We start from the raw sequence: 12,717 nt of genomic DNA, 5'->3' as shown, positions 1-12,717 counted from the left end.
CGGCTTAGCCCTGCGCCCGCTGCACCTGCGTCAGACGGATCAGCTTATCGGGGCGGAAACCGCTCCAGTGATCCTCATCGGCCATCACCACCGGCAATTGGCGGTAGCCCAGCGCCTTCAGGTCTTCGAGAGCCGCTGGCTCCTCGTCCAGATTAACCAGCTGCCAGGGCAACCCCAGTTTATCCATCATGTTTTTGGTAGCGGTACACTGCATGCAGTTATTCTTAGTGTAAATAGTAATGAGCATGATTCGTATTTCCTTTAACCAGCCTGAAACCCTGTGCTACATTAAGCGCCAGCGATACGTCTGCTGTGCTATATTTACAAGGTGTTGTGTGCATTTGATGTTTTGAATACTAGATGTAGCGTTTTCCATTTTCAACCATGAAGATTTCAGGCCTAACGGCAAACGGCGGCGCAGAGCGCATCAGCGCTGGAAAAATTTTTTTCGGGCAAAAAAAATCCCCGCACGTGGCGAGGATGGGAGATACAGCGTGGAGAGTTAGCGACGGGAAGCCAGCAGCGCGCCGATAAAAATACCGATAGCGGCACCGACGCCTGCGCCGTGCCACGGCTTATCGTGAATCCAGGTATCAACCTGCTGGCCCGCGTCGCGCGCTGCCTGACGTACGCGGCTACGGCCGTTGATTTTAGCCCGGGTCTCTTTTAGCAGCGCTTCTGCTTTGCTGCGTGCCACGTCAATATCATCTTTGGTTTTGCTGCCGTACGATTTCAGTAAATCGTCCAGCGCATCTGCCAGTACCGAAACGTCCTGATGTACGTCTAATTCATCATTTTTCACTGTTTGTTTAGACATTTTTCCTCTCCCTTTGCTGAATAACGTAATACTTAGTGTAGACCATTCCCTGTAAGCGAAGCGCTAAAGGTCTTCCGCCGCGGACTTTCTGGATAATTCTGAATGTCCCTGGCTGCTGCGCTGATGTAAGGTTGCGAAGCTTTATAAGATTGAGAGGATTAAGCATGTATTTACGACCAGATGAGGTGGCACGCGTTCTGGAAAAAGCTGGCTTTGAAATGGATACCGTGACGCCGAAAACCTATGGCTACCGCCGTGGCGAAAACTATGTTTACGTCAACCGCGAAGCGCGCCTGGGGCGAACCGCACTGGTCATTCATCCGACGCTGAAAGAAAAAAGCCTGAACTATGCGGACCCGGCGTCAGATATTAAGACCTGCGATCACTACACGCGCTTCCCGATGTATCTTGTGGGCGATACGCAGGATCACTACGGCATTCCGCACGGCTTTAGCTCCCGCGCCGCGCTGGAGCGCTATTTACAAAGTATGTTCGATTAACGACTCCGCCCGACCGCCGTTAAGCCATATCCTTTGTCACGTTGCATTCTGCTGCATGGGCAGGTATAAACTTTGCCACATTTAGAAGTTTAGACGTCCATATGGATCAGGCAACCATGCAGTCAGAACAGCCGCAAGGCGGACAATTTAAACGTAGTATGAAAGCACGCCATCTGGTAATGCTTTCCCTGGGCGGTGTTATCGGCACCGGTCTGTTTTTTAATACCGGCTATATCATCTCTACTACCGGCGCGGCGGGGACGCTCCTGGCGTACCTGATCGGCGCGCTGGTGGTATGGCTGGTGATGCAATCACTGGGCGAACTGTCGGTCGCGATGCCGGAAACCGGCGCCTTTCACGTCTATGCCTCGCGCTATCTTAGCCCGGCTACGGGCTACACCGTCGCCTGGCTCTACTGGCTGACCTGGACCGTCGCGCTCGGTTCCAGCCTGACGGCGGCGGGCTTTTGTATGCAGTACTGGTTTCCGCAGACGCCGGTCTGGCTCTGGTGCCTGATATTTTGTCTGGCGATATTTTTACTGAACGTTATCTCCACGCGCTTTTTCGCAGAAGGGGAGTTCTGGTTCTCACTGATTAAAGTGATCACCATTCTGGCGTTTATTATTCTTGGCGGCGGCGCGGTATTTGGCCTGATCCCGCTTAAGGATGGCACCCCCGCGCCGTTCTTCCATAATCTCACCGCGTCCGGCTGGCTACCACACGGCGCGTTGCCGATCCTGATGACGATGGTGGCGGTTAACTTCGCCTTTTCTGGCACCGAGCTGATTGGCATCGCTGCTGGCGAAACGGAAAACCCGCAGAAAGTGCTGCCGCTGGCGATTCGCACCACCGTGGCGCGCCTGATTATTTTCTTTATCGGCACGGTACTGATTCTGGCGGCGCTGATCCCGATGGAGCAGGCGGGCATCGTGAAAAGCCCGTTTGTGCTGGTATTTGAAAAGATCGGCCTGCCCTGGGCGGCGGATATTTTTAATTTCGTTATCCTGACCGCCATCCTCTCGGCGGCCAACTCCGGACTGTATGCATCGGGCCGCATGCTCTGGTCATTGTCTAACGAAGGCACGCTGCCGCGCTGTTTTGCGCGCCTGACGCGACGAGGCATTCCGCTGGTGGCGATCGGCGCCAGTATGCTGGGCGGGCTGCTGGCGCTGTTTTCCAGCATCGTCGCCGCCGATACCGTTTACGTGGCGCTTTCCGCCATCTCCGGCTTCGCGGTGGTGGCGGTTTGGCTCAGCATCTGCGCCTCGCATTATGCCTTCCGGCGGCAGTATCAGCGCGAAGGACGGCCGCTCGCCGAACTGAAATACCGGGCGCCCTGGTTCCCGCTGACGCCGATTCTGGGCTTTGCGCTCTGTCTGCTGGCCTGCGTTGGTCTGGCTTTCGATCCTGAGCAGCGCATCGCGCTGTGGTGTGGTCTGCCCTTTGTGGCGATCTGCTATGGTGCTTTCTGGTTAACCCAACGTAAAAAGCAGCAAAGCGCTAAGGAAACGAAACATGCTATTTAATCCCATTGCCGATCTTCTCCAGCGTCGCGACACGCTGATCCTTGATGGCGCGCTGGCAACGGAGCTGGAGGCGCGCGGATGCCAGTTGGCTGATGCGCTGTGGTCAGCGAAGGTACTGATGGAAGATCCGCAGCTGATTTATCAGGTGCATTATGACTATTTTGCCGCCGGGGCGCAGTGCGCGATTACCGCCAGCTATCAGGCGACGCCGCAGAGTTTTGCCGCGCGCGGGCTGAGCGAGCTGCAATCACGCGAGCTGATTATTCGCAGCGCTGAGCTGGCGCTGCGCGCGCGCAATGACTATCTGGCGCAGCAGCCGCAGGCCGCGCCGCTGCTGGTGGCGGGCTCGGTCGGGCCTTACGGCGCGTTTCTTGCCAACGGCGCGGAGTATCGCGGCGACTATGCGCTGTCGCAGAAAGAGATGATGGCGTTTCATCGCCCGCGCGTGGAGGCGTTGGCGGGTTCCGGTATCGATCTGCTGGCCTGTGAAACCCTGCCTTCTTATGCCGAACTTGAAGCGCTGGTGGCGCTGGTGGCGGAATTCCCCACCATGCCTGCCTGGTTCTCGTTTACCCTGCGCGACAGCGAGCATCTTTCCGACGGCACGCCGCTGACGGCGGTGGCGGCGTTACTGAACGCCTGTCCGCAGGCGGTGGCGCTGGGCGTCAACTGCATTGCGCTGGAAAAGGTCACGCCAGCGTTAATGACGCTGCGCCGTCTGACCGAAAAGCCGCTGCTGGTCTATCCCAACTCCGGTGAGCAGTACGATGCGGTCAGCAAAAGCTGGCATAGCGCGCCGGCCGGCTGTTCGCTGCAGGATAAGCTGAGCGAGTGGAAAGCGGCGGGGGCGCAAATTATCGGCGGCTGCTGTCGCACCACGCCACAGGATATCGCCGCGCTGGCCCGCGGCTGCGCGCATCAATAACGCATTGCGCTGCCTTAGCGCCTGGAAAGCGATCGGGCGCTAAGGAAAACTGCCGCATTGCCGATTAAACTACTACCAAACCGTAAAATTCAGGAAAGCGTATGAAACGCCTGTTACTGGCGCTGGCGGCGGTATCGCTGCTCAGTGGCTGCGCCACGATTGTTGGCTCGGAAACGCAAAGCGTGCGAATCGATTCGATTCCGCAAGGAGCAACCTTTGTGGTGCAGGATGAAACCGGACGCGCGGTGGCGGAGGGGATAACCCCGAAAACCGTGGTGCTGGATAAATCGAACGGCAGCTATTTCGGCAAAAAGAGTTATCGGGTGATGATGGAGCGCCCCGGCTATGTTCCGTTGACGTTGCCGTTAAAAGAGAAGGCCAACCTGTGGTATATCCTGGGTAATATCCCGCTGGGCGGCTTCCCGGGCTGGCTGCTGGTGGATCCGTTCTATGGCGGCATGTATAACATTGAGCCGGCCCAGATTCAGCCGGTGATCAACCCGGTCGGCGCGCGCGCCGGTTGATAAATCACGGTGAGAAGAGCAGCGCGCAGGTTCTATCCTCGCGCTGCCTGCCGTTTACTGAGCGGTAGGTTTGACCATCGCGCCGGGATGAGTTTTATGTTTTTCCAGATACTGATGCTGGAAAATACACATGCGAATGGTGTTACGGTATTCGCCGTTAATAAAAAATTCGTGCCGCAGTACGCCCTCTATCTCAAAGCCCAGCTTGCTGTAGATATGGATCGCTTTTTCATTCTCCTGATCGACAATCAAATAGAGTTTATACAGATTCAGCACGGAAAAACCGTAATCCATCGCCAGTTTTGCCGCCTGGCTCGCCAGCCCTTTGCCCTGATGCAGGGGATCGATAATGATCTGGAACTCGGCGCGGCGGTGCACATGGTTGATCTCAACCAGTTCCACCAGGCCCACTTTTTCACCGCCATTTTCCACCACAAAGCGTCGTTCGCTTTGATCGTGAATATGCTTGTTATAAAGGTCAGAGAGTTCAACAAACGCCTCGTAGGGCTCCTCAAACCAGTAACGCATCACGCTGGCGTTATTATCCAGCTGATGCACAAAGTGCAAATCCTCCCGCTCAAGCGGACGTAATTTCACGCTCATACCCAGATCCCGGTAAAAATAAGTTTCATCTTAGCGGCGCCGCGCAGCCCTAAGAAGGCAGCCCGTTCTCATTCAGGCTGCCGGGGACTCAGCAGACGCCGAAGTCACCCTCTTCATGATAAGGATTCACTGAACTGGCCGGGATCTCGATCTCTTTTTTGTCTGCATCATCAACGCGGGCGCACCAGAGCGTTTCACCCTCTACGCGCAGCACCTGCATTTTCGGGCCGCCGGTTTTCGCCTGCACAAAATCATCTTTCTGAAACATCATATCTCTCCGTTATTCTTTGTTAGTTACATTTTTCTCGTCGTCCGTCCGTCAGACAGCACATGGTCTGACAGCCTGGGCCAGGGTAATAAAACCGCTGCCGCCAGGTGATACGCAGCGGGCTAACTATACTGATAGTACATTTCAGTAAAACCGGAGGAAAGATGACGATTCATAAGAAAGGTCAGGCACACTGGGAAGGCGATCTTAAACGGGGTAAAGGCACCGTTTCTACTGAAAGTGGCGCGCTGAAACAGCAACCATACGGTTTTAACACCCGTTTCGAAGATCAGCCCGGCACTAACCCGGAAGAATTGATTGGCGCAGCGCATGCCGCCTGCTTCTCAATGGCGCTGTCGATGATGCTGGGTCAGGCTGGCCATACGCCACAGAGTATTGATACCACGGCGGATGTCTCGCTGGATAAACAGGGCGAAGGTTTTGCCATTACCAAAATTGCGCTTGATAGCAACATCAAGCTGCCGGGAATCGATAACGCTGCCTTTGATGAAATTATCAACAAGGCAAAAGCAGGCTGTCCGGTTTCACAGGTACTGAATGCTGAAATCACCCTGAACTATAAGCTGGAAAACTAATGCCTTCTGCCGTCCTGCCTCTGCAGGGCGGCTGTTTTACTTCGTCTCTCAGGCTCTTTCCCTTGTGATTACCAGCACGTCGTTAGCGCAAAAGCGCGTTGTTTTGCTCGTCATCAGCGCAGAGATCGCTATACTGCCCGCTTTGTATGCCGGAAGGGTAAGGAATCATCGCGATGATGAATAACGATGTACTGCGTAGCCTGCGCTACGCGCTAAAGCTCAACAATAATGATATGGTCGCGATCCTGGCGCTGGCCGATATGGCGATTCCCGTTGAGCAGATGGCCAGCTATATGCTGAAAGAAGAAGAGCAAGGCTTTGTCGCCTGCCCGGACGTGCTGATGAGCGGCTTCCTGAACGGCCTGATTTATCACAAACGCGGTAAAGATGAGAGCATGCCGCCGCTGAAAGTCGAGCGTCGTATTACCAACAACATCATCCTTAAAAAGCTGCGTATCGCCTTTGCGCTGAAAACCGATGATATTTTGGCAATTCTGACCTCGCAGCAATTCCGGGTCTCTATGCCGGAGATTACCGCCATCATGCGTGCGCCGGACCATAAAAACTACCGTGAATGCGGCGATCAGTTCCTGCGCTACTTCCTGCGTGGTTTAACTGCCCGCCTGCGTCCGGCCGCCGACAAAGCGTAAACGTCGCTGGCTCTTGCGGGCCGGCAGATTTCCCCGGTGCTTTATCGGGGAACATATAGCCTCTTTCCTTCGTCTTTAACTCCTCATCTTTACCCTTTGCTGTCACCCCACAGGCGCCTTCAAGACAATTCTGTAATACTCATTTACATCCGTAATGAAAATGATTAAATTTCTCATTCTCACCATTAGCGGTGAAATGATTTTTTACGTATCCATTAATCCGCTAAGCCGGCAGGGAAAGCGACAGCGCCAGGAGTTCTGGCTCAGGGAAAACTGCCTTAAGCGTAGGGCTTTTGCAGATTGAGAAAGCGCATACGGTCGGGCACACAAAAAAATAATAGCTCTCGAAGGTAAAAAATGTCTTTAATTTCAGTTGATAACAGGGAAATTCGCCTTAGCGAAGGCGCGTCAGTCAAACGGGTTCTAACTTCCCTGGCAGCGTTGATCGCCATTGCGCTGCACGGTAACGCGGCCTGGGCGGCAGCGCAGGAAGAGACGCTGGTGGTTGATGCCGCTGTTGACAGCGAAGAGAACAGCACGCAAAGCGATTACAGCGTGCCGGTCACCCAGGCGGGGACCAGGATGACCTTAACCGCGCGGGATATACCGCAGTCCGTCAGCATTATCAGCAAGCAGCGCATGCGGGATCAGCAGATGCAGTCATTGGGCGATGTGCTGAAGAACACCACCGGCGTGACGGAAAAAGTGGCCGATCTCGATCGCAGCACTTTCTATTCGCGCGGGTTTATGATTGATAACTACATGGTTGATGATATTCCGACCGTGTTTGAAGAGCGTTGGAACCTTGGCGATGCTATGTCCGATAGCGCGATTTATGACCGCATCGAAGTGGTGCGTGGCGCGACCGGTCTGATGAGCGGCGCGGGCAACCCGTCAGCCTCGGTGAATATGGTGCGTAAGCACGCCGACAGCCGCGAGTTTGTCGGTAACGTTTCCGCCAGCTACGGCAGCTGGGATAAGCAGCGCTATGTGCTTGATCTCTCCGCGCCGTTAACCGATTCAGGCAACGTACGCGGACGCGTGGTCGCCGGTTATCAGGACAGAAACAGCTATCTTGATCGCTACAGCAACGAAAAAAAATTCATTTATGGCGTGGTGGATGCGGACCTCACCGACTCTACTACCTTATCGGTGGGCTACGACTATCAGGAAAACCAGGCTGACAGCCCGACCTGGGGCGGCTTACCGCGCTGGTATACGGACGGCAGCCAAATTAGCTACGATCGCAGCGACAATACCGCGCCTGACTGGGCCTACAGCAATACCGAGTCCAGAAGAGTGTTCGCCACGCTGAAGCAGCGCTTCGATAACGGCTGGCAGATCACCCTGAACGGCACCCATGCGGAAACCAAACTCGACAGCAAGATGCTCTATCTTGATGGCTTTTTTGATAAAACCACCGGGCGAGGCGTCAGCGCTTACGCCGATTATCCTGTTATCGGCGGCACCGGCTATAACACCGGCACGCGCAAAGTGCATGCGCTGGATGCCTTTACCAGCGGCCCTTACCAGCTGTTTGGTCGTCAGCACGAGCTGATGGCGGGCGTAAGCTACAGCCGCCAAAACAACCGCTACACCAACGCGTTCGCGAACCTTTCTTCGGATGACATCGGCAATTACAATAACTGGGATGGCAATATTCCTGAGACCAACTGGGGCGAGCTAAGCCTGGCGCAGGCCGATACGGTGCACCAGAAGTCAGCCTATCTGGCCACGCGCATTTCGCTGGCCGATCCGCTCAACCTGATTGTAGGCGCGCGCTATACCAAATGGAGCACCAGCACGCTGACGCAGAATCTGGCGAAAAACCGTATCACGCCTTACGCTGGCCTGGTGTATGACATCAATGATACCTGGTCCGCTTACGCCAGCTATACCTCGATCTTTAATCCGCAGTCTTACCGGGATATTAACGGCAGCTATCTGCCGCCGACGGTCGGTAAAAACTATGAAACCGGGCTAAAAGCGGACTGGCTGAACAGCCGCCTGACCACCTCCGTGGCGCTGTTCCGTGTTGAGCAGGATAACGTCGCGCAAACCACCGGCCAGATGATCCCGAACACTAATAGCGAACAGGCGTACTACGCTGCGCAGGGTACGGTCAGCAAAGGCATTGAGTTTGAGGTTAACGGCGCGGTCACCGATAACCTGCAGATGACCTTCGGCGCAACGCGCTACGTGGCGGAAGATGGCGACGGCAATGCCATCAACCCGATGCTGCCGCGCACCAGCCTGAAGCTGTTCGCCGCTTATAACGTGCCGGCCTTAAGCCAGCTGACGCTGGGCGGCGGCGTAAACTGGCAGACGCACGTCTGGCAGGATGTCGCCGCGCCGGAAGGCAACGGTACCTGGCGCGCAGAGCAGGGCAGCTATGCGCTGGTGAATCTGTTTGGCCGCTATCAGGTTACGAAACAGCTGTCGGTGCAGGCGAACCTGAATAACCTGTTCGATAAATCCTACGATACCTACGTGGGGCAATATCAGGTTTACGGCGCGCCGCGTAACGTCTCTGTTACCGCCAACTACAACTTCTAATTGGATAATCCAGGCTCCGCCCGGAACCTGGATTGCTTATCCTGCCTGTTGAACAGGCAGGATGAGATCCCTGTAGTTCAACTCGCCTCTCTACCCTAACGGCCACTCGGCGCCCATACTTTGTTGTCCGGCGAAGCATCCACCCTGCGTCTGCGGCAAGCTGGTTTTCTCAACCAGAAGGAGTCGACCATGTTTGCCGTTATTTTTGAAGCTGAACCTTATCCCTCTCAGCAGCAACGCTATCTGAGCCTGGCGACGGAACTTAAGCCGCTGCTCAGCCATATCGACGGATTTATTTCCATCGAGCGTTTTCAAAGTCTGACCCAGCCGGAGAAACTATTATCTCTTTCCTGGTGGCGGGACGAGGAAGCGATACTCGCCTAGCGACGTCAGGAAGCGCACCGCACCGCGCAGCAGGCGGGGCACGCCGATATTTTCAGCCATTACCGGCTGCGCGTCGCGGCGGTAATACGCGATTACGGCAAAAACGAGCGCGGCCAGGCGCCGCAGGCGGAGGCAGAAACGCATGATAGAGTTTAATTTCGCTACGCTGCTGTTGGCAGGCGTCACTTTTTTGCTGGCGGGGCTGGTAAAGGGCGTGACCGGCATGGGGCTGCCGACGGTGGCGATGGGCGTGCTCGGCGCGTTACTTTCACCGGCCACCGCCGCCGCAATGCTGCTCTTGCCTTCCCTGATAACCAACATTTTTCAGCTGAGCGGCGGAGCGCATTGCGGCGCGCTGATCCGGCGGCTGTGGCCGATGCAGCTGGCGATTGTCAGCGCTACGCTGTTAAGCAGCGGATGGCTGGCCAACGGTCATAGCGCGTATACGCAGCTGGCACTGGGAACGGCGCTTATCGTTTACGCGCTATGGACGCTGACCGGGCGCAGTGTTGCCGTCGCGCCGCGGCATGAGCCGGTTTGGTCGCTGCCGGTAGGCATCGTTACCGGTATGCTGACCGGCGCTACCGGTGTTTTTGTTATGCCCGCGGTGCCCTGGCTACAGGCGCTGGGGCTGGAGAAAGATGAGCTGGTGCAGGCGCTGGGGATCTCGTTTACCAGCTCGACGCTGGCCCTTGCCGCCGGCCTGGGATGGCATGGTGCATTGCCTTCCGTCTCCCTGGGCATATCAGGATTAGCGGTGATCCCGGCGCTGATCGGGCTGTTTGCCGGACAGCGGCTGCGCCGGTTTATCTCTCCGCCGGTATTTAAACGTTATTTTCTGATCTGTCTGCTCGCGTTGGGCCTGGAGATGGTGATCCGCGCCATCTGAAGGTAACGTATCCGCATCCGGCTCTTTGTTAATGGCAACCAGGGGATAGAATATGGCATTACGCAGCGAAAAAAGCGCAGAGGCGCAGCATCTCTGTCAGCCGGAAGATCTGTTGGCGGCCACGGCGGCGATTATGGCGGATAAGTCACGCGCCCGTATGCTGTGTGTATTAATGGATGGCCGCGCCGCGTATTACCACGCCCGCTTATCTGCGTCGTGCCAGAACTTGTTATGACCATTTAGCGGGGGAGGTGGCGGTGAGCCTGTATCAGCGGCTAACCGAGCGCGGCTGGCTAACAGAGGAAGGTAGCGCTCTCACAACGCAGGGCAGCGCAATGCTGGCGGAACTGGGGATTGCGGTAGCGCCTGCCGGCTCGCGCAGAAAATTTAGCTGTGCCTGCCTGGACTGGAGCGAACGTCGCTATCATCTCGGCGGGGCGCTGGGCGCCGCTTTGCTCAGCTGGTTTGAGCAGCAGCGCTGGATGGAAAAGGATATCGGCAGCCGCTGCGTGCGTATCACCGCCAAAGGTGCGCAGGGCCTGAAGCGGCACTTTGGCGTCCAGGCTGTTTAGCGTTCAGGCTTTAACCACGCTGATGCCTTTGTTGATAAAGGGCGTCAGCAACTGTTCTGCGGTGCTCTTTTCCACCACCATGGTATTGATTAGCGAAATATCGCCGATTACCCAGGTCGAGGCGGAATTCAGTTTTTCCGGCGACGCCAGCACAATGGTTTCCGCCGCCTTTTGCGAAAATGCGCGCTTAATGCAGGACTCTTCATAATCGCCGGTACTCAAACCGGCGTCAGCATGAATGCCGGTTACGCCCATAAAGAAAATATCCGCGCGGACATTCGCGACGTTCTCAATAGCCGCCGCGCCAACCGCCACCAGCGAATGTTTGAATAGCCGCCCGCCGATCATAATCACATCGATCAAGGGATGATCCGCCAGACCAAGCGCAATGCCTGGGCTATGGGTGACCACGGTAATCTGCAGGCTATGGGGTAAGAACGTAATCAATTCAGCGGTCGTGGTTCCGCCGTCGATCATCACGACCTGTCCCGGCTCAATCAGTTCTGCGCCTTTTTTCGCGATAACCCGTTTCGCATCCAACCGCAGGTTTTTACGTTCGGCGAAGGTGACGGTTGCAGCGGAAGCTGGCAGCGCGCCGCCGTGTACCCGCTGCAGCAGGCCTTCAGCAGAAAGCTCACGTAAATCACGGCGGATGGTGTCCTCTGATACGTTAAAGGTTTCGCTGAGATGCTTAGACAGCACCTGCCCCTCCGCCGCAAGTTTTTGCAGGATGAGCTGTTTACGTTGCGAGGTAAGCATATGGCCTTTTTCCTGGTTTGCACGAATTCATTTGAGTGTGCACGTTTGTACACGATATGATGACGATATTATCGACGGAGGAGCCATTATGCCAGCTAAACATGCAGAAATGCGCATTATTGACAGTAAAGTGTTATCGGATGACTGGTACCTACTGAAAAAATATACCTTTGAGCTTAAGCGCCGCGATGGCGAATGGCAGCGGCAAAGCCGTGAGGTTTACGACCGGGGCAACGGGGCGGTGATTCTGCTTTATAACCGTAGCCGGCAAACCGTTATCTTAACGCGCCAGTTTCGTTTTCCCGTTTACGTAAATCAGCATCCCGGCCTGCTGTTAGAGGCGCCGGCGGGGTTGCTGGATAACCTTGATCCTGAAAAGCGAATTAAAGCCGAAGCGGAAGAAGAGACCGGTTATCAGGTTGAACAGGTAGAAAAAGTTTTTGAAGCCTTTATGAGCCCGGGCTCGGTTACCGAGAAGCTCTACTTCTTTATTGCTGAATACCGCGACGAACACCTTTCTGGCGCGGGCGGTGGCATTAAAGAGGAAGGAGAAGATATTGAAGTAGTCGAAATGGAATTTCAGCAGGCGATGGCGGCGATAGATAACGGTGAAATAGCGGATGCTAAAACCATTATGTTACTTCAGTACCTGGCCCTGAAGGGCATTATGTGAGGCGAAAATGACAGCAGAATTAATTCTTATTGCCGGGCCATATCGCAGCGGAACGCAGGGCGATGAAACCTTGATCGCGCAGAATCTTCAGCGGCTTGAAGCGGCGGCGTTACAGGTTTATCAACGCGGACACGTGCCGGTGATTGGCGAATGGCTGGCGCTTCCGTTAGCTAAAGCGGCAGGTTCAAAAACGTTGGGCGATGAAATTAGCGAATCGATGCTGTATCCGGTGGCGCATCGCTTAATTGCCCAGTGCGATGCGATATTACGTATTGAAGGGGATTCGCGGGGCGCAGATAAAGATATTGAAATAGCGGAACAGCGCGGCCTGAAGATTTATCGCGCTATTGAACAGATAGCACCGGTATAAAACAATGTGTATTAACCGCCAGGTTTCTCAGTTTTCGCGAAGAGAAAAGGGATATGTGGCCTCCTCTTACAAACGGCTAATGAACGTAAGGCGACGGGAGTACAA

At 55.3% G+C, this 12,717-nt stretch carries 15 protein-coding genes and 2 pseudogenes; 12 read left to right on the top strand and 5 right to left on the bottom strand.

The features are described from left to right. Nucleotides 1-4: 4 nt before the first annotated feature. Together nrdH and K6958_RS15945 are read right to left on the bottom strand one after the other, a co-directional pair. Entirely contained in the window at nucleotides 5-247 is a 243-nt protein-coding gene (gene nrdH / locus K6958_RS15950; RefSeq protein ID WP_249892031.1) for a glutaredoxin-like protein NrdH, read from the bottom strand. 255 nt (nucleotides 248-502) lie between these two features. After that, nucleotides 503-817: a DUF883 family protein gene (locus K6958_RS15945; protein WP_249892030.1), complete on the bottom strand. Its 315-nt coding sequence runs from the start codon at nucleotides 815-817 to the stop codon at nucleotides 503-505. 164 nt (nucleotides 818-981) lie between these two features. Between K6958_RS15945 and K6958_RS15940 the strand changes: the two genes are divergently transcribed. The 4 genes from K6958_RS15940 to K6958_RS15925 all read left to right on the top strand — a co-directional run bounded on the left by K6958_RS15940 (nucleotide 982) and on the right by K6958_RS15925 (nucleotide 4,292). Beyond that, a complete protein-coding gene (locus K6958_RS15940) occupies nucleotides 982-1,317 on the top strand; it encodes a DUF2002 family protein (RefSeq protein ID WP_085070567.1) in 336 nt (111 codons plus the stop codon). A 116-nt stretch (nucleotides 1,318-1,433) separates the two neighbouring features. Further along, on the top strand, nucleotides 1,434-2,843 hold the full coding sequence (mmuP, locus tag K6958_RS15935) for an S-methylmethionine permease (protein ID WP_249892029.1): 1,410 nt from the start codon (nucleotides 1,434-1,436) through the stop codon (nucleotides 2,841-2,843). Continuing rightward, complete coding sequence (gene mmuM, locus K6958_RS15930) at nucleotides 2,833-3,768, top strand: homocysteine S-methyltransferase (RefSeq protein ID WP_249892028.1); 936 nt, start codon at nucleotides 2,833-2,835, stop codon at nucleotides 3,766-3,768. Before mmuP ends, mmuM begins: the two co-directional genes overlap by 11 nt. A gap of 101 nt (nucleotides 3,769-3,869) precedes the next feature. Further along, nucleotides 3,870-4,292: a hypothetical protein gene (locus tag K6958_RS15925; RefSeq protein WP_249892027.1), complete on the top strand. Its 423-nt coding sequence runs from the start codon at nucleotides 3,870-3,872 to the stop codon at nucleotides 4,290-4,292. A 54-nt stretch (nucleotides 4,293-4,346) separates the two neighbouring features. Here K6958_RS15925 and speG read toward each other — a convergent pair whose 3' ends face one another. Together speG and K6958_RS15915 are read right to left on the bottom strand one after the other, a co-directional pair. Next, nucleotides 4,347-4,895, bottom strand: a complete 549-nt coding sequence (gene speG / locus K6958_RS15920) for a spermidine N1-acetyltransferase (protein WP_249892026.1) — start codon at nucleotides 4,893-4,895, stop codon at nucleotides 4,347-4,349. A gap of 88 nt (nucleotides 4,896-4,983) precedes the next feature. After that, nucleotides 4,984-5,163 carry a DUF2158 domain-containing protein gene (locus tag K6958_RS15915; protein WP_249894711.1) on the bottom strand — a complete coding sequence of 60 codons (180 nt, stop codon included), beginning with the start codon at nucleotides 5,161-5,163 and terminating at the stop codon, nucleotides 4,984-4,986. 164 nt (nucleotides 5,164-5,327) lie between these two features. Here K6958_RS15915 and K6958_RS15910 point away from each other — a divergent pair, with 164 nt between their 5' ends. The 6 genes and pseudogenes from K6958_RS15910 to K6958_RS15885 all read left to right on the top strand — a co-directional run bounded on the left by K6958_RS15910 (nucleotide 5,328) and on the right by K6958_RS15885 (nucleotide 10,810). Then, the gene (locus K6958_RS15910; protein ID WP_249892025.1) at nucleotides 5,328-5,759 is read left to right on the top strand and encodes an OsmC family protein; all 432 of its coding nucleotides are present in this window, start codon (nucleotides 5,328-5,330) and stop codon (nucleotides 5,757-5,759) included. A gap of 173 nt (nucleotides 5,760-5,932) precedes the next feature. Next, a complete protein-coding gene (locus K6958_RS15905) occupies nucleotides 5,933-6,409 on the top strand; it encodes a YehS family protein (RefSeq protein ID WP_249892024.1) in 477 nt (158 codons plus the stop codon). A 357-nt stretch (nucleotides 6,410-6,766) separates the two neighbouring features. Continuing rightward, nucleotides 6,767-8,965 carry a ferric-rhodotorulic acid/ferric-coprogen receptor FhuE gene (fhuE, locus tag K6958_RS15900; RefSeq protein WP_249892023.1) on the top strand — a complete coding sequence of 733 codons (2,199 nt, stop codon included), beginning with the start codon at nucleotides 6,767-6,769 and terminating at the stop codon, nucleotides 8,963-8,965. A 189-nt stretch (nucleotides 8,966-9,154) separates the two neighbouring features. Next, nucleotides 9,155-9,505 (top strand): annotated as a pseudogene (locus K6958_RS15895) (antibiotic biosynthesis monooxygenase family protein). Beyond that, nucleotides 9,492-10,238, top strand: a complete 747-nt coding sequence (locus K6958_RS15890; protein ID WP_249892022.1) for a sulfite exporter TauE/SafE family protein — start codon at nucleotides 9,492-9,494, stop codon at nucleotides 10,236-10,238. The pseudogene K6958_RS15895 and the gene K6958_RS15890 overlap by 14 nt, the downstream one beginning before the upstream one ends. Nucleotides 10,239-10,290: 52 nt before the next feature. Continuing rightward, nucleotides 10,291-10,810, top strand: a pseudogene (locus K6958_RS15885) (hypothetical protein). Nucleotides 10,811-10,813: 3 nt separating this feature from the next. On the opposite strand, the gene K6958_RS15880 reads toward K6958_RS15885, so the two are convergent. Continuing rightward, complete coding sequence (locus tag K6958_RS15880) at nucleotides 10,814-11,569, bottom strand: DeoR/GlpR family DNA-binding transcription regulator (RefSeq protein WP_249892021.1); 756 nt, start codon at nucleotides 11,567-11,569, stop codon at nucleotides 10,814-10,816. 88 nt (nucleotides 11,570-11,657) lie between these two features. On the opposite strand from K6958_RS15880, the gene K6958_RS15875 reads away from it, so the two are divergent. Next, nucleotides 11,658-12,242, top strand: coding sequence for an NUDIX domain-containing protein (locus tag K6958_RS15875; protein ID WP_249892020.1), 585 nt, complete (start codon nucleotides 11,658-11,660; stop codon nucleotides 12,240-12,242). A gap of 7 nt (nucleotides 12,243-12,249) precedes the next feature. After that, nucleotides 12,250-12,612, top strand: a complete 363-nt coding sequence (locus K6958_RS15870; RefSeq protein WP_249892019.1) for a DUF4406 domain-containing protein — start codon at nucleotides 12,250-12,252, stop codon at nucleotides 12,610-12,612. The last annotated feature ends 105 nt before the right edge of the window (nucleotides 12,613-12,717 follow it).

The sequence above is a fragment of the Mixta hanseatica genome, from assembly GCF_023517775.1.
Lineage (GTDB): Bacteria > Pseudomonadota > Gammaproteobacteria > Enterobacterales > Enterobacteriaceae > Mixta > Mixta hanseatica.
Note: the sequence above shows the minus strand (reverse complement) of the source record. Positions and strands in the feature narration are given on the sequence as shown.